The 15681-nt window shown below is 71.8% G+C and carries 16 protein-coding genes and 1 pseudogene; 5 read left to right on the top strand and 12 right to left on the bottom strand.

Features of this window, described 5'->3' with window-relative positions:
* Window positions 1-45: 45 nt before the first annotated feature.
* Window positions 46-471, bottom strand: coding sequence for a DUF3151 domain-containing protein (locus DEJ30_RS01415; RefSeq protein WP_110858714.1), 426 nt, complete (start codon window positions 469-471; stop codon window positions 46-48).
* Between the two features lie 274 nt (window positions 472-745).
* On the opposite strand from DEJ30_RS01415, the gene DEJ30_RS01410 reads away from it, so the two are divergent.
* The gene (locus DEJ30_RS01410; protein WP_110858713.1) at window positions 746-2377 is read left to right on the top strand and encodes an ABC-F family ATP-binding cassette domain-containing protein; all 1632 of its coding nucleotides are present in this window, start codon (window positions 746-748) and stop codon (window positions 2375-2377) included.
* 7 nt (window positions 2378-2384) lie between these two features.
* Here the strand turns inward: DEJ30_RS01410 and DEJ30_RS01405 are convergent, their stop codons facing one another.
* The 4 genes from DEJ30_RS01405 to DEJ30_RS01390 all read right to left on the bottom strand — a co-directional run bounded on the left by DEJ30_RS01405 (window position 2385) and on the right by DEJ30_RS01390 (window position 5212).
* Entirely contained in the window at window positions 2385-3080 is a 696-nt protein-coding gene (locus tag DEJ30_RS01405; protein ID WP_110858712.1) for an SDR family oxidoreductase, read from the bottom strand.
* Between the two features lie 10 nt (window positions 3081-3090).
* Window positions 3091-3579 (bottom strand): DedA family protein, encoded by a 489-nt coding sequence (locus tag DEJ30_RS01400; protein WP_110858711.1) that lies wholly within the window; start codon window positions 3577-3579, stop codon window positions 3091-3093.
* 81 nt (window positions 3580-3660) lie between these two features.
* Complete coding sequence (locus DEJ30_RS01395) at window positions 3661-4692, bottom strand: YihY/virulence factor BrkB family protein (protein WP_110858710.1); 1032 nt, start codon at window positions 4690-4692, stop codon at window positions 3661-3663.
* 4 nt (window positions 4693-4696) lie between these two features.
* Window positions 4697-5212, bottom strand: coding sequence for a hypothetical protein (locus DEJ30_RS01390; protein WP_110858709.1), 516 nt, complete (start codon window positions 5210-5212; stop codon window positions 4697-4699).
* Window positions 5213-5275: 63 nt separating this feature from the next.
* On the opposite strand from DEJ30_RS01390, the gene DEJ30_RS01385 reads away from it, so the two are divergent.
* A complete protein-coding gene (locus tag DEJ30_RS01385; RefSeq protein WP_110858708.1) occupies window positions 5276-6016 on the top strand; it encodes an MBL fold metallo-hydrolase in 741 nt (246 codons plus the stop codon).
* Window positions 6017-6207: 191 nt separating this feature from the next.
* Here DEJ30_RS01385 and DEJ30_RS01380 read toward each other — a convergent pair whose 3' ends face one another.
* From DEJ30_RS01380 to DEJ30_RS01350, 7 genes are all read right to left on the bottom strand, one after another.
* Window positions 6208-7251 (bottom strand): Gfo/Idh/MocA family protein, encoded by a 1044-nt coding sequence (locus DEJ30_RS01380; RefSeq protein ID WP_110858707.1) that lies wholly within the window; start codon window positions 7249-7251, stop codon window positions 6208-6210.
* Window positions 7252-7324: 73 nt separating this feature from the next.
* Window positions 7325-8218 carry a prenyltransferase gene (locus DEJ30_RS01375; protein WP_110858931.1) on the bottom strand — a complete coding sequence of 298 codons (894 nt, stop codon included), beginning with the start codon at window positions 8216-8218 and terminating at the stop codon, window positions 7325-7327.
* 29 nt (window positions 8219-8247) lie between these two features.
* Window positions 8248-8718, bottom strand: coding sequence for a lycopene cyclase domain-containing protein (locus tag DEJ30_RS01370; protein WP_181419946.1), 471 nt, complete (start codon window positions 8716-8718; stop codon window positions 8248-8250).
* Window positions 8715-9047 carry a lycopene cyclase domain-containing protein gene (locus tag DEJ30_RS01365; protein WP_027464925.1) on the bottom strand — a complete coding sequence of 111 codons (333 nt, stop codon included), beginning with the start codon at window positions 9045-9047 and terminating at the stop codon, window positions 8715-8717. The genes DEJ30_RS01370 and DEJ30_RS01365 overlap by 4 nt, the downstream gene beginning before the upstream one ends.
* Window positions 9047-10687, bottom strand: a complete 1641-nt coding sequence (crtI, locus tag DEJ30_RS01360) for a phytoene desaturase family protein (protein ID WP_110858705.1) — start codon at window positions 10685-10687, stop codon at window positions 9047-9049. Before crtI ends, DEJ30_RS01365 begins: the two co-directional genes overlap by 1 nt.
* Window positions 10684-11622, bottom strand: a complete 939-nt coding sequence (locus DEJ30_RS01355) for a squalene/phytoene synthase family protein (protein ID WP_110858704.1) — start codon at window positions 11620-11622, stop codon at window positions 10684-10686. The genes crtI and DEJ30_RS01355 overlap by 4 nt, the downstream gene beginning before the upstream one ends.
* Entirely contained in the window at window positions 11619-12677 is a 1059-nt protein-coding gene (locus DEJ30_RS01350; protein WP_181419945.1) for a polyprenyl synthetase family protein, read from the bottom strand. Before DEJ30_RS01350 ends, DEJ30_RS01355 begins: the two co-directional genes overlap by 4 nt.
* 21 nt (window positions 12678-12698) lie before the next feature.
* Between DEJ30_RS01350 and idi the strand changes: the two genes are divergently transcribed.
* The 3 genes and pseudogenes from idi (at window position 12699) to DEJ30_RS01335 (ending at window position 15674) form a co-directional block, all read left to right on the top strand.
* A complete protein-coding gene (gene idi / locus DEJ30_RS01345) occupies window positions 12699-13241 on the top strand; it encodes an isopentenyl-diphosphate Delta-isomerase (RefSeq protein ID WP_071246200.1) in 543 nt (180 codons plus the stop codon).
* 246 nt (window positions 13242-13487) lie between these two features.
* A pseudogene (locus DEJ30_RS01340) lies at window positions 13488-14537 on the top strand (magnesium and cobalt transport protein CorA).
* 117 nt (window positions 14538-14654) lie between these two features.
* Window positions 14655-15674, top strand: coding sequence for a LacI family DNA-binding transcriptional regulator (locus tag DEJ30_RS01335; RefSeq protein ID WP_017886425.1), 1020 nt, complete (start codon window positions 14655-14657; stop codon window positions 15672-15674).
* Window positions 15675-15681 lie beyond the last annotated feature (7 nt).

Below are 15681 nucleotides of genomic sequence, written 5' to 3'. Positions count from 1 at the left end.
ATCCCGCGGCGTGCAGTGCGAACACCGGTGTTTTGCGTGCGGGAGCTACGCGCCGGCAGACAGGGCGCGCAGGGCCTCGGGGTCGCTCGCGTTCAGGAAGTCGGTCAGGCGCTCCGCCTCGCCGGGCTCCTCGATCGCCTCGGCCGCACGGCGCAGGGCGAACAGCGCCCGCAGGACCCCACGGTTCGGCTCGTGCGACCACGGCACCGGCCCGACACCGCGCCAGCCGGCCTTGCGCAGGGCATCGAGCCCACGGTGGTACCCGACACGGGCGTACGCGTAGGACTCGAGGGTCGCGCCGCGCGCCCACGCCTCGTCGGCGAGCAGCGCCCACGCCAGGCTCGACGACGGGTAGGACACCACCACGCTGGCGACGGGGGCCTCCGCCTCGAGCGCGGCGGTCACCTCCGGCTCGGCGGGCAGCAGGGTCTCGGGGTTCGACGACGGGGTCGGCAACAGGTTCTCCGGCATGCCCCCAGCCTGTCATCCCTTGCGGGTGCCCGTGTCGCGGGATTACCGTGGAGGTCACCTCGTCGTCATCGCGGGGCCGCCGGGGCGGGAGACCGACCGGCGGAACGGATGGCGGACACGGGGGTCCCCCGACGGAAGCAGACGGATTGCTGTCGATCACCGGTACCGCTCAGCCCACGCGCTGACACCGTGATCGCGCGCCCCGTCGGGCGCTCCACCGCACCGCGGTGGCCTCGGTGTCGTGCGCCCAGCATCGACACCGGGAGACACCCGCATGCCCACCAGTCCGTCCGTCGTCCTGCACGACGTCACCTTCGCCTGGCCCGACGGCACCGTCGCGCTCGACCACCTCACCGCCGCCTTCGGGCGTGGCCGGACCGGCCTGGTCGGGAGGAACGGGGCCGGCAAGTCCACCCTGGTCCGGCTCGCGACCGGCCGGCTCCACCCCACGTCGGGCAGCATCGCGACGTCGGGTCCCGTCGACCACCTGCCGCAACGCCTCTCCCCACCGGCACGGCCTGATCGCCGCTGGCGCGTCGATCAGGAACCGGCGGCGTGGGCCCACGCCAGCGCGGACGACACCGTCGCCGACCTGCTCGGCGTCCGTCCCACACTCACCGCGCTCCGGGCCGTCCTGGCCGGCGAAGCCACAGCGGCACAGCTGGAGGCAGTCGGCGACGACTGGGACCTGGAGGAACGGGCCGCCGCGGTGCTCGACCGGGTCGGGCTCGACGGGACCGACCTCGACCGGCCGGTGTCGACGCTGTCCGGCGGGCAGTCGGTGCTCGCCGCCGTCGCCGGGGTGCGGTTGCGCGCCCGGCCGATCGTGTTCCTGGACGAGCCGACGAACAACCTGGACCGCCGGGCCCGCGGGCTGCTCCTCGACCTGGTCGACGACTGGCGCGGCACCCTCGTGCTCGTCAGCCACGACCGGGAACTCCTCGAGCACGTCGACGAGACCGTGGAGCTCCGCGCCGGGGCCATGACCGTGTTCGGCGGGACCTTCAGCGCGTTCGAGGAGCACCTCGCCGTGCAGCAGGCAGCCGTCGAGCGCGAGGTCCGGGTCGCCGAGCAGCGGCACCGCACCGAGAAGCGGCAGCGCATCGAGGCCGAGACGAAGATCGCCCGACGCGCGAAGGCCGGCGCCGAAGCCGGCCGGTCGATGCCGAAGATCCTGGCCAACGAACAGCGGAAGAAGGCCCAGGAGACCGCGGGACGCCTCCGGGTCGCGCACGGGTCGGCCGAACAGCAGGCGCTGGCGACGGTCCGCGCGGCCGAGCTCCGCCTGCGTGACGACGAGTCGATCCACGTCACCCTGCCCGACCCGGAGGTGCCGGCATCGCGTCGGATCGCCACCCTGACCGTCCGCGGACGGGACGTCGTCGTGCAGGGACCGGAACGGATCGCCGTCACCGGGGACAACGGCGTCGGCAAGTCCACCCTGCTCGAGCAGCTCGTCGGCGATCCAGCCGCCCGGGAGCACCCGTTGCCCGACACCGTGGCCGTCGCCCACGTCGACCGGATCGCGTACTTGCCGCAGCGGAAGGACAGCCTGGACGACACCGCCACGGTGCTCGACAACGTCCGCTGGGACGCCCCGCACGTGCCCGTCGCCGAGGTCCGCAACCGGCTGGCGAAGTTCCTGGTGCGCGGGGACACCGTCGACCGCCCGGCCGGGGACCTGTCCGGCGGGGAGCGGTTCCGGGTGGCGCTGGCGGCCCTGGTGCTCGCCGACCCGCCCCCGCAGCTGCTCGTGCTCGACGAGCCGACCAACGACCTCGACCTGACGAGCGTCGACCAGCTCGTCGACGCGCTGCGGGCCTACCGGGGAGCACTCGTCGTGGTGAGCCACGACGAGACGTTCCTGGAACGGCTCGAGCTCGACGAACGGATCGAGCTGCGGTAGACCCCCGTCAGCGCCGTCGGGTCGGCCGGATCGCGAGCGACTCGACGGTGCCGCGCTCGGGCAGGTCGACGACGGTGCGGACCGCGGCGGCCACGTCCTCGGGGGCCAGGTAGTAGTCGGTGTCGTAGGACTCACCGAGCTTCGCCACGAGCTGCCGCTGCATGTCCGAGTCGGTCCGGCCCGGGTGCACGCTCGACACCCGCACGCCGTTCGCCCGCTCCTCTTCGCGCAGGGCGTCGGCGAAGGCCCGCAGCGCGAACTTCGACGCCGCGTACACGCCACCGCCGGGGCCCGAGTGGAACCCGGAGCCGCTGTTGATCGGCACGACGATGCCCCGGGCCGCCCGCAGTGCCGGGAGCGCCAGCCGGGTGAGCTCGGCGACCGCGAACAGGTTCGTCGCGAAGACCTGCTCCCACACCGCACGCGGGGTGTCGGCGACGGTGGTGCCCTGCTCGACACCGGCCGAGTGCACGAGGACGTCGAGCCGATCGGGCAGCGCCGGGACCTCGCCCGCGCCCAGGTCACCGACGAACGGCGCCGCGCTCGGCAGCTCCGCGACGAGGGCGTCCACGGCGTCGGCGGACCGGCCGCCCACGAGCACGTGGTGGGTGCGGCCGAGGTCGGCGGCGATCGCGCGGCCGATGCCGCGGGTGGCTCCGGTCACCAGGGCGACCGGACGGTTCTGGAGCGGTTCTGTCGTCACGTGGGCCAGCCTACGGAAGCCGGGCCGGGCCTCCTGTGCGGTGGCGACGACGCAGGACGGTCAGCGTGACGCCGGCGACGACCACCAGACCCAGGAGCGCCGCGATGCCCCACGGCGAGCCGGCGAGCGCCGCGACGACCGCCCAGAACACGGCGAGCCCGACCGTCGCGTACAGGAACGCCCACGCGACGCACCCCGGCACCATCGCGATCGTGTACCGCCACCAGGAGACCCGCGCCAGCCCCGCTGCGGCGTTCATCACCGTCTGCAGACCGACCACGACGAAGCTCACCGTCACGACGGGCAGCCCCCAGCGCTCGAGCAACGCCGAACCGCGACGGACGGCCGGCGACCGCAGCCAACCGCCCCACCGCGATCGGGACGCACCCGTCACCGCGAGCCGCGCGACCCAGTACGTGGCCTGCGCACGGCAGAACACGATCACGAAGAGCGCGAGGACGAGCCACCGGAACGGGAGCCCCTCGAGGAAGGACGGCACGCTCGCACCGTAGCGTCCCGACCCGGAGAGCGCCCGTCAGCGCCGGTCAGCGCCGGTCAGCGCCGATCAGCCGAGCGACGGTCAGTCGTCGTCGACGCCCTGGCGGATGCGGATGCCCTCGAGCACGTCCTGCGCCCGCTTCTCGTCCTGCTTCTCGATCTGGCGGGTGTCGCGCTCGGGGAGCTGGATGTCCTCCTCCGCCCGGATGCCGGCCTGCAGTTCGCGGCCCCGCTCGATCTCGGCGTCGAACTCGGCGCCGAAGAGCAGCGCGTTGTTCGTGATCCAGATCCACAGCAGGAACACGATGACCCCACCCAGGGAGCCGTACGTGGCGTTGTAGTTCGAGAAGTTCCCGACGTAGAACCCGAAGCCGACGCTCGCGATGATCCAGATGAGGAGCGCCAGGATCGAGCCGCCACTGACCCAGGTGAACTTCGGCTGCTTGACGTTCGGCGACCAGTAGTAGAGCACCGCGACGACGATGATCGCGATGACGAGCAGGATCGGCCACTGCACGATCGACAGGACGGTGACGGCCACGTCGCCGAGGCCGATGACGTCGCCGAAACTCCGGGCGAGCGGAGCGCTCACCAGGACCAGCAGACCGATCACGAGCAGGACGACCGTGGTGACGGTCACGCCGAGCATGGTCGGGCGGAGCTTCCAGATCGGGCGGCCCTCACGCACGTTGTAGATCCGGTTCATGGCACGGCCGAACGCGCCGACGTAGCCGGATGCCGACCAGAGGGCACCGACGATACCGACGATGAACGTGATGGGGGCGGCGGGCGAGCGGACGAGCCCCTCGACCGGGTCGCGGATCAGCTCGACCACCTGCTGCGAACCGATGTTGCCGATGATGTCGAGGAGCGTGTCGATCGTCTTCTTCGGATCCGACACCAGGCCGAGGATCGACACGACCGCCAGCAGCCCGGGGAACAGCGCGAGCACCGAGTAGTACGTCAGGCTCGCCGCGAGGTCGGTGCACTGGTCGCTCGTGAACTCGCGCAGCGTCTTCTTCAGCGTGTAGACGAGCGTCGGCTTCTTGAGGTCGCTGGGGTTGTCGGGCTTCCGGGCGTCGTCCGGATCGGGCTTGTGCTCTTCGTGCGCCATGTGACTACCCTCTCGCCTTCGCGGCCTGCTTCGACCGCTTGACCGCCTGCTTGCGGTTCTTGTTCGCCCGTCGCTGCACCGCCGCGATGCCGACCTGCTGCTTCACGCGGGCGCGGTGCGCCGGGTCCTGCTCGAGGGCTTCCTCGGCCGCCTTGGCCCGCGCCTTCCGACCCTTGCGGCCTGCCTGCGCCTGCTCCTTCGCCGAGGGGGCGTCGCCACGCGCACCGAACGGCAGCAGCGCGGTGAACGCCGAGTTCGCCGGCGGCGCGGCCAGGTGCCCGGCGGGGCGGTTCCGCAGCGCGATGCCGAGGACGATCGCCGCGACACCCGTCAGCCCGGTGATGCCCATCGCCACCAGGGGCGTGGGGTCACGGTGCCAACGCTGCTTCGTCTTGGCGACCGCGAGCCGCGTCCGGGCGGGCAGGTCCGCGCGTCGCTTCAGCTCCGTCACGGTGTCCGTGATGCCCTCGCGGGTGCGCACGTTGGCGAGCTCGAGCTCGGGCAGACTGTCCTTGGCCATTCCCCATTTCGTACACGTCCCACCCGGGATCGTGCCCAGCAGGCCGCGTCTACCGTGCCGCACATGCTCTTCCGGGACGCCGCCGAGGGGATCCACCGCCTCGAGATCGCACACACCAACACGTACCTCGTCGAGACCGGCGATCGGTTGCTCGTCGTCGACGCCGGGTTGCCCGCCGCGTGGCCGCACCTGCAGCTCGCCGTGCACGACCTGGGCTACACGCCCGACCAGGTCGAGGGGCTCCTGCTCACGCACGGGCACTTCGACCACGTCGGCACCGCCGCACGGATGCACCGCGACTGGGGCACGCCCGTGTTCGTCCACCCGGGCGATCGGCACCTCGCCGCGCACCCGTACTCGTACCGACCGCAGACGAACCGCTTCGGGTTCGTCGCGCTCCACCCGGGTGGTCTGCGCCCCCTGGGTCGGATGCTGCTGGCCGGTGCGGTCACGGTCGACGGCATCGCGGACACCGAACCGCTGGAGAGCCGCGCCGACGTGCCGGGCAACCCGTGGATCATCGAGACCCCGGGGCACACCGACGGCCACGTGGCGCTGCACTTCGCCGACCGCGACGCCGTGATCGCCGGGGACGCGCTCGTCACCTTCGACCCGTACACGGGCGGGATCGGACCGCGGATCGTGGCACCCGCGGCGACCTCGGACGTCGAGACGGCGGTCGCGTCGCTCGACCGGCTCGCGGACACCGAGGCGAAGCACGTGCTGCCCGGCCACGGGCCGGGCTGGTCGCTCGGCGTGCGGCGGGCCGTCGCGCAGGCGCGGCGGGTGGCCGGCGCCGCCTGAAGCGGCGTCCAGCTCGCGAGTCCACGCGCTCAGCGACACCCCACGGGCGCTCCGGCGCGTGGACTGTCGGTGAGCGCGAAAGGTCTCGAGGGGGGTGCGCAAGACGCCACCGACGCGTTGGGCGCGACCAGAGCCGGCCTGGAGGCGCGGTGCGGGCCCGCCCCGCGCCTCCAGGCCGTGGGTGGTTGCGGTCAGGACGGGACGACGACGTCCTCGGGCAGACCGGACGCCGCGGAGCGGCCGGCGGCCTCCATCAGCGCCAGGCTCCGCAGGTTGTCGCGCCCGCTCGTCTCGGGGGTGGGGCCGCCCTGCACCGAGCGGGCGAACGCCTGCAGCCCGCCCTGGCGGTCGGTGTGCGCGAGCACGGGGAGCTCGACCGGCTCGGCGACGTCGTCCTGCGTGCGGCGGACGGTGACCCGGTCACCGTCGACCGCGTTCGGCTCACCGTCGCGGCTCGTGAACCAGAGCTCACCGTCCTCGCCCTCGATGCTCCACTCGCCGGCCCAGGCGGTGCGCGGGCCACGGCTCAGCCAGCTGCCGCGGTAGTTGACCACCGTGCCGTCGTCGAGCTCGATGATCATCGAGGCGACCGCTTCGTCCTGGTACTTGCTGTAGGCGGGGTAGCTGGCCTTGGCGAAGACCCGGACTGCCTCTTGCCCGGTGATCATCCGGAGCAGGTCGAAGTGGTGGATCGCCATGTCGTTGATCATCGCGTGCGGGAACCGGTAGTGCGGGTACGTCTCGGCGGGCTGGTCGTTGTCCCACTGCCGGAAGTCGACGTTGATCGCGGAGACCTCGCCGACGACGTCCGCCTCGAGCATCTCCTGCACCACCCGCGGTGCCGGGTACCAGCGGTAGTTCTGGCTGACCTGCAGCACCAGGCCGAGCTCCTCGGCGCGACGGACCGCGGTGACGGCCTCGTCGGTGGTGTTGGCGAACGGCTTCTCGACCAGGACGTGCTTGCCGGCATCGAGGGCCTCGAGCGCGAGCGGCACGTGCGTCACGGCCGGGGCGGTGATGACGACGGCGTCGGCCTCGACCGCGGCGAGCGCCTCGGTCAGGGACCCGAACGCCGCGGAGGCCGGGAGCCCGAGGTCGGTCCGCACGGCCTCGAGCGTCGGCGCCGACGGGTCGACGATCCCGACCACCTGCACTTCCGACACCTCTGGGATGGCGGTGCGGGCCCAGTTGCCGCCCCACCCTCCGAGACCGACGTGGATGATCCGGACGCTCATGCGTGCACTCCTTCGTGACTGCCGTCGTGGCTGGTGACGCACCACGGTCGCCGCGGTGCGTGCGTCCAGTCTGTCAGTGCGTGAAGGCGTACGCGATGAGCGCCATCGTCACGATGAACCCCGCCAGGTAGTTGATCCAGAGGAACCGCTTCCACCCGGCGTTCGCGGCCTCGGCGCCCTGGTCCGTGATGTTCCACCACGGCAGCACGTTGAGCGCGTACGGCACGACGACGATCGCGGCGATCGGGCCCGGGAACGCCGAGAACAGCAGCGCGACCCCGGCGACCAGGTACGCGACGAAGGCCAGGCGGACGGTGGCCCGGGCGCCGATCACGGTCGCGACGGAGCCGATGCCCCCGGCGCGGTCGGCCAGGACGTCCTGCACGGCACCGAACGCGTGCGAGGCCACGCCCCACAGGAAGAACGCGATGCACACAGCGACGAGCTCCCCGGTCCAGTGCGGGCCGGCGAGGGCGAGGCCGTAGATCGCCGGCGACACGAAGTGGGTGCTCGACGTGAGCGAGTCGAGGAACGGCTTCTCCTTGAACCGCAGGCCCGGCGCCGAGTACGCGATGACCGCGAACACGCTGATCGCCAGGACGAGCCACGACCACGGCCCGTTGCCGCTGACCGCGCCGAGCACCACGAGCGCGACGAGGAAGGGGACGTTCGTGACGACGACGGCCCACAGCGTGGTGCGGTGGACGCTCTTGTCGAGCAGGGCGCCCTCGACACCGCCCTTCCGCGGGTTGCGCAGGTCGGACTCGTAGTCGAAGACGTCGTTGATGCCGTACATCGCCAGGTTGTAGGGCACCAGGAAGTACACGACGCCGACCAGGAACGCGACGAGCGAGAATCCTCCGCCGCCGTCGACGCCGACCCCGCTGCCGAGCAGGTACGCGGCGCCGAACGGGTAGGCGGTGTTCACCCAGCTGATCGGGCGCGACGACACGAACAGAGCGCGCATGGTCGACGGCCTGGAGGCGGTGCTGGCGTTCACTTCGTGTCCTCCGCTGGTGCTGGGGTCGGGTCGGGCGCGGGGCGTGCGCCGGTCCGGTCGCGTGCGCCCGTCCGGTCGCGTGCGCCCATCCGGTCGCGTGCGCCCGTCCGGTCGCGTGCGCCCGTCCGGTCGAACAGGACCCACAGGCTGGGCAGCAGCACGATGGCGGACATCGCGTAGGCGAGGTCCTCGACCGGGATCGCACCGATCTTCGCACCGCTGATGAGCGAGGGGTCGTAGGCGACGATCCGCAGCGTGACGATGACGTTGTCGAACACCATCGTCATCACCAGCAGCGCGACGCCGGCGATCACGGACGTGAGCACCGCGACCCGGCGCCCGACCGCGGGCCGTCGACCCGCCGCACGGGCCCGGCGGGCGGCGACGATGCCGGCGACCACGGCCACGACCGCCGTGACGCCGAAGAACGGCAGGGCCAGGAGCGCGTACGCCCCGGTGCCGTTCACGCGCGCCGCCGATCGGTCGCCCGCTGCACCAGGGGCCGGACGAAGCCGACCAGGTCCATCGTCGAGTAGCAGAGCAGCAGCAGGAAGAAGAGCTCCTCGAGCGGGACCTCGGGCGCCAGGAGCACCCCGGTGAGCAGGTTCTGCGGCCCGATGAAGAAGATGCCGGCAGCGACACCGGCGACGTCCCACACCATGAAGAACGCGACACCGACGACCATCACGGCCGCCGCCCGCCACGGTGCCCGCCAGAAGAACAGCCGGAAGCGGGCGTCCAGCACGGTCATGCCGACCAGAGACACCACCAGGCCGGCGAGGTAGACCCCGGGCATCAGGCGGTCTCGGTCCGGTCCCGCGGAGCCCCGAGGGGTGTCGGCAGCGGCTCGGTGCTCCGGTCGCCGTGGATGCGCTTGAGCAGGACCTCGGCGCTGATCAGGCACATCGGCAGACCGATGCCCGGGATCGTCGAGGCGCCGACGTAGTACAGCCCCTCGACCTTCTTCGACACGTTCTTCTCGCGGAAGAACGCGCTCTGCTTCAGCGTGTGCGCCGGGCCGAGCATCGAGCCGTTCCAGGCGTTCAGGTCGTCCGCGAAGTCGCGCGGTCCGATCGTGCGTCGGACCCGGATGCGGTCGCGCAGGTCGGGCACCCCGGCCCGCTCGGCCAGCACGTCGATGGCACGGTCCGCGATCTGCTCGACCTGGTAGTCACCGGCACCGTCGATGCCGCCCTTGCCGATCGACAGGTCGGCGGGCAGGGGCACCAGGATGAACAGGTTGCTGGTGCCGGGCGGCGAGACGCTCGGATCGGTCTCGGAGGGGGCGCAGACGTAGATCGAGGCGGGGTCCGGCACGTGCCGGTCGTCCCCGAAGATCGCGCCGAAGTTCGCCTTCCAGTCCGCGGTGAACATCAGGGTGTGGTGCAGCAGGCCCGGCGTCGGACCGTCGATGCCGAGGTACACGAGCACCGCGCTCGGGCCCGGGTCGCGCTTCTTCCAGTGGTCGGCGCCGTGGGTGCGGTGCTCGCGGTCGAGCAGCTGCATCTCGGTGTGCTGCATGTCGGCAGCGCTGACCACGAGGTCGGCGGGGGCCGTGTGCTGCACGCCGTCGCGGTCGCGGTGGACGACCCCGGTGGCGACGCCGTCCTCGACGACGATCCGCTCGACCTTCGCACCGGCGATGATCTTCGCGCCCTCGGCCCGGGCGACCCGCTCGACGGCGGAGATCACCTCGGTGATGCCGCCCTTCGGGTAGAGCACGCCGTCGGCCAGGTCGAGGTGGCTCATCAGGTGGTACATGCTCGGCGCCGCGTACGGGCTCGTGCCGAGGAACACCGCCGGGTAGCCGAGGATCTGCCACAGGCGACGGTCGCGCACCGCGGTCTCGGCGAACGTGGAGAGCGGCTCGAGCAACAGGCGCGCCAGCTTGGGCAGGCGACGCAGGACGTCGGGTGCCGCGAGCTTCGTGAGGTCCTGGAAGCTCGTGTAGAGGAACCGACGCACCGCCATCGTGTAGGTGTCCTCGGCCGACGCGAGGTACTTCCGCATCCGCTCGCCGGCACCGGGCTCGATGGACTCGAACAGCGCGATGTTGGCCTCGGCGTCGGCCCGCAGGTCGATCGGCTCGTCGTGGCCCTCGCTGTAGACGCGGTAGCCGGGGTCGAGCTTCACCAGGTCGAGTTCGGCCTCGGCCGACGTCCCGAGCAGCTGGAAGAAGTGGTCGAAGACCTCGGGCATGAGGTACCACGACGGCCCGGTGTCGAACCGGAACCCGTCCTGCTCCCACGAACCGGCACGGCCGCCGAGCTGCGTGCGCTGCTCGAGCACCGTCACCGAGAAGCCGTCGCGTGCGAGCAGCGCCGCGGCCGCCAGGCCGCTGATGCCGCCGCCGATGACGACGGCGCGGCGCGCGGGCACCTTGCGCCGGGTGGTGGTGGCGACCGTCGTCGGTCGGGAGGCGCGGGGCGGGGTCATGAGGAGCCTCCCGGCCGGTGGGTGGTGACGCGTGACCGGAGCGGTGCGCGTCCGGCGAGGACCTGCGCGGCGAGGCGCACCTTCACCGGGTTGGGGACGCGCACGCGCGTCGTGACGAGGCGGCTCGCCGGCGTGCGCGCGAGTCGGTCGTTGAGTTCCTGGAACAGCGCGTGTGCGAGTCCGACCGCGTTGCGGGCGTCGGCCGGCAGCAGCCGGATCGTCCGTGCGGCGTGGTCGAGGTCGGCCTGCACGTCGGCGACCAGGCGGTCCTTCGTGGCCTCGTCGAAGGATCGGATGTCGACACCCGGGAAGTACGAGCGACCGAGCACCTCGAAGTCGGCGTGCAGGTCACGCAGGAAGTTCACCTTCTGGAACGCGGCGCCGAGCGCACGCGCCCCGGCGACGAGTTCGGCCTGGTCGAACGTCGGACGACCGGCCCGGTACACGAACGCGCGCAGGCACATCAGACCGACGACCTCGGCGGAGCCGTACACGTACGCGTCGAACGAGGCGTCGTCGTGCTCGGTGCGGTCGAGGTCCATGCGCATCGAGGCGAAGAACGGGGCGGTGAGCTCGGCGCCGAAGCCGGTGGCGCGGGCGGTGCGGGCGAAGGCGTGGACGACCGGGTTCACCGAGAAACCGAGCGCGATGGCCCGTTCGGTGTCGGCCTCGAGCTCGTCGAGCACCGTGCGGGCGAGCTCGCGGTCGAGCCCGGCCTCGGTCGCGGGGCCGTCGACGACCTCGTCGGCGACGCGGACCAGCGCGTAGACGTTCCGGATGTGCTCGCGTGTGTCGCGGGCGAGCATGCGGCTCGCCAGTCCGAACGACGTGGAGTACCGGTCGATGACGACACCCGACGCGGCCTCGGCCGTGGCGTCGTAGAGCTGGAGGCGAGCCGGACGGGATCCGGTCGCCGTGGTGGTGCTGTGGGTCACCGGGCGCGCTCCACGAGTTCGGTCACGAGGGCCTCCAGGCGGTCGGCGAGGTCGTACGGCAGCCGGGCGAGCTCGGCCCGGGCGAGTGCGGTGTGGTCGGCGACGCGTTCTTCCGCGGCGCCGCGCGCACCGCAGGAGACCAGGGTCGCACGGACCTCGTCCGCACGGGCCTCGGTCAGGTCCGGGTCGCCCAGGTACGGCTCGAGGTCCGGCCAGCAGTCCGTGGTCGCCGCGTAGGCGATGAGCATCGTGCGTTTGCCCTCGCGCAGGTCGCCCAGAACGGTCTTGCCGGTCATGGTCTCGTCGCCGAAGACCCCCAGCAGGTCGTCGACGATCTGGTACGCGATGCCGATCTCGCGACCGAAGGCACCGAGGGCGGTGACGATCTCCTCGTCGGCACCGGCCAGCACGGCCCCGGACTGCAGCGGAGCCTCGAACGAGTACACGCTCGTCTTCGCCCGCTCCATCGCCAGGACCTCGTCCACCGTCGGCATCACGCCGAGTGCCAGGTCGACGTCGGTCATCTCGCCGGCAGCGCTGGCGAAGACGGCCTCGTCGAACAGTTCGAGCAGTCGCTCGCGCCGAGTGCCGTCGACGCCAGCGGCCTCAATGAAACGGGGCGCACCGGCGAGGGCCAGGTCACCGGCGATGACGGCGGCGCTCATCCCCCGGTGCTCGGCGGTCGGCAGCGGCAGGCCGCCCGTCGTGCCGGTGTCGCGGAAGGACCCGGCGACGTTCGGCTGCCCGCGGCGCGACCAGTCACGGTCGATGACGTCGTCGTGCACCACGAGTGCGGTGTGCAGGAGCTCGTACGCCGCCGCGACGTTGGCGGCAGCGTGCGCGTCGGTGCCGCCCATGCCGGCGTACGCGGTCATGACCATGCGGGGTCGGAAGCGCTTGCCGCCCATGCTCGCCTTGCGGAGCACGCGCCACAGTTCTTCCGACGGTCGGCCGTAGCGCTCGGCGCGCGTCGACGACACGGCGAAGAAGCGCTCGAGGCAGTCGTCGACGAGCGCGAGGTCGATGTGCGGCACGGTGGTCGCTTCCTCGCTCATTGGCCTAACCTATCGAGACAGATGAACGCTTTCCCTGAATCCGTGGTGCTCCTGGCCGACGACCGTACCCCGATCGGCACGGCGGACAAGTTCACGGTGCACACAGCCCACACGCCCCTGCACCTGGCGTTCTCGTGCCACGTCCGGAACACCGACGGCGACGTCCTGGTGACCCGGCGAGCACTGTCGAAGAAGACCTGGCCGGGGGTGTGGACGAACACCTTCTGCGGCCACCCCGGTCCGGACGAGTCCTTCGAGGACGCCATCGCCCGTCGGGCCTCCCGCGAGCTCGGCATCACCGTGCGCGACGTCGAGGTCGTGCTGCCGGAGTTCCGGTACCGCGCGGTCGACGCCTCCGGCATCGTGGAGAACGAGGTCTGCCCCGTCTTCCGCGCCGTGACCGACGACACCCCTGCGCCCGCGGACGACGAGGTGGCCGAGTGGGCGTGGGTGTCCGAGGACTCTCTCAGGCAGGCCGTCGCCGGCGCGCCGTTCGCCTGGAGCCCGTGGCTCGGGTGGCAGCTCGCCGAGCTCGAGACCGCTGGGCTGCACGTCACGCGCTGACGCTCCCCCGCCTGCCGCGACGGGTTGTCCGACCCGAGCCGCAGGCGTACGCTCGACCGTCGGCAGCGCTCTGGGCGCCGCCACGACGAGACGAGAAGGGCAGGTGAGGCGCGATGTCGGGTGACCATCCTCGATCGGGCCGGCCGCCCGTGTCGGTCGTCGCGCCCGCTCGCTGAACCTGCCCCGCCCCGGATCACCTCCGGGGCGCCATCGCGCCCGCCTGCTCCCCACCGAAGGAGCACGCACATGGCACTGATCGACAACGCGATCTACGTCCGGGGACGCCGCGTGGAGTCTCCGTCGACCCTGTCGCGCCCGGCTCGTGGTGACCTGACGTGAATCGGGCTGCTCCGGCCCGACCCGCACGAGCTCGAGGCCGTCGCCACCGAGTTCGACCTGCACGAGAACGCCGTCGAGGACGCCCGCAAGGGACACCAGCGCGCCAAGCTCGAGCGCTACGGCGACACCCTGTTCCTGGTGCTCCGGCCGGCCTGGTTCGACCCGGCCTCGGGCACGGTGGAGTTCGGCGAGGTGCACCTGTTCGTCGGCGACCACTTCGTCGTGAGCGTCCGGCACGCCGCCCGACCCGACCTGGCGGTGCTGCGGGCACAGGTCGAGGCGGACCCGGAGTTCCTGGCGAAGGGGTCGGAGGCGGTGACCGCCGCTGTGCTCGACGAGGTCGTGGACGGCTACGGCCCCGTCGTCCAGGTGCTGCAGGAGCAGATCGACGCCATCGAGGACCAGCTGTTCGCCGGGCAGGTCGACCCCGGGGTCTCGAAGCGCATCTACCAGCTGCTCAGCGAGGTCCTGGCGTTCCAGCGGGCCACCACCCCGGTGCCGGCGATGGTCACGGGGCTGCTCCGCGGCGCCGACAAGTACGGCGTGGACGACGACGTGCAGCACCGACTCCGCAATGTGCACGACCACGCACTCCGCGTCACCGAGCGCGTCGACTCGTTCCGCGCCCTGCTCGAGAACGCCCTGACCCTGCACGCCACCCTGGTGTCGCAGGAGCAGAACGAGGCGATGCGCCGGATGACCAGCGCGAGCCTTGCCCAGGGCGAGGAGAGCCGGCAACTCGCCCGGGCAGCACACCGCCAGGGCGAGGAGGTCAAGAAGATCTCGTCGTGGGCGGCGATCCTGTTCGCACCCGGCCTGATCGCCGGCGTCTACGGGATGAACTTCGACCACATGCCCGAGCTGCACTGGCACTACGGGTACCCGGTCGCGATCCTCGGCATGCTCCTGCTGATGGGCGTGCTCTGGGCGATCTTCCGCAAGCGCAACTGGCTCTGAGCGGACGGCGGATCGACGCACAGGTGGCGTCGATCCGCCGGACGTGCATAATGATCTGGCCCGGAATGTGAACGTGCACATCGATGTGCCACGACACCCGGGCGGAAACGAGCAGCAATGGCGTCATCGCGGACACAGCAACCGCGTTCGCCCAGCATCCGTGACGTCGCACGGATCGCGGGCGTCTCGCACCAGACCGTCTCGCGTGTGCTGAACAACTCGGATGCGATCCGGGCCGAGACACGCGACAAGGTCCTGGCGGCCATGGAGCAGCTGCAGTACCGGCCGAACCGGGCCGCACGCGCCCTGGTCACGAGCCGGACCCACACGATCGGCGTCCTGACGGCCCGCCGCGCCCACTACGGTCCCGCCGTGGCACTGCAGGCGATCGAGGACGCCGCGATGCTCCGCGGCTACTCGGTCACGACGGCGAACATCGCCGAGGCGACCGACGCCGCCGTGCGGGAAGGACTCGGGCACCTGCTCGACCTCGACGTCGAGGGCATCGTCGTCATCGCGCCCCAGCAGCGGGTCTTCGACCTGATCGCGGAACTCGGCATCCGCACCCCCTACGTCACCATGCGCGCCAGCGTCGGCGAGGACCCGACGGCCCTGTGGGTGGACCAGATGGAGGGGGCACGACTGGCGACCGCGCACCTGCTCGACCTCGGGCACGAGTACGTCCGGCACATCGCCGGACCACAGGACTGGATCGAGGCCGACGCCCGCATGCAGGGGTTCCTGCGCGAGATGTCCGACCGCGACATGGCCGTCGCGCCGCCGATCCTGGGCGACTGGACCGCCGACTTCGGCTACCACGCCGGCCGTGAGCTGCTGCGGTGGCGGGACTGCACCGCGATCTTCTGCTCGAACGACCAGATGGCGCTCGGGGTGATGCACGCAGCGCGCTCGTACGGACTCGACGTCCCGGGAGACCTGTCCGTGGTCGGCTACGACGACATCCCGGAGGCGAAGCACTTCTGGCCGCCGCTCACCACGGTGCAGGTCGACTTCGCCGAGCTCGGGCGCCGCTGCGTGGACCTGCTGCTGCCGAGTGAGGGCGAACTGCTCCGCCCGATCGACATCGTCCCGCAGCTGGTCGTGCGCGCCTCCACGAGCGCTCCCCGCACGCGCTGACGCACCT

This window comes from Curtobacterium sp. MCPF17_003 (assembly GCF_003224385.1).
GTDB classification, from domain to species: Bacteria; Actinomycetota; Actinomycetes; order Actinomycetales; family Microbacteriaceae; genus Curtobacterium; species Curtobacterium flaccumfaciens.
Note: the sequence above shows the minus strand (reverse complement) of the source record. Positions and strands in the feature narration are given on the sequence as shown.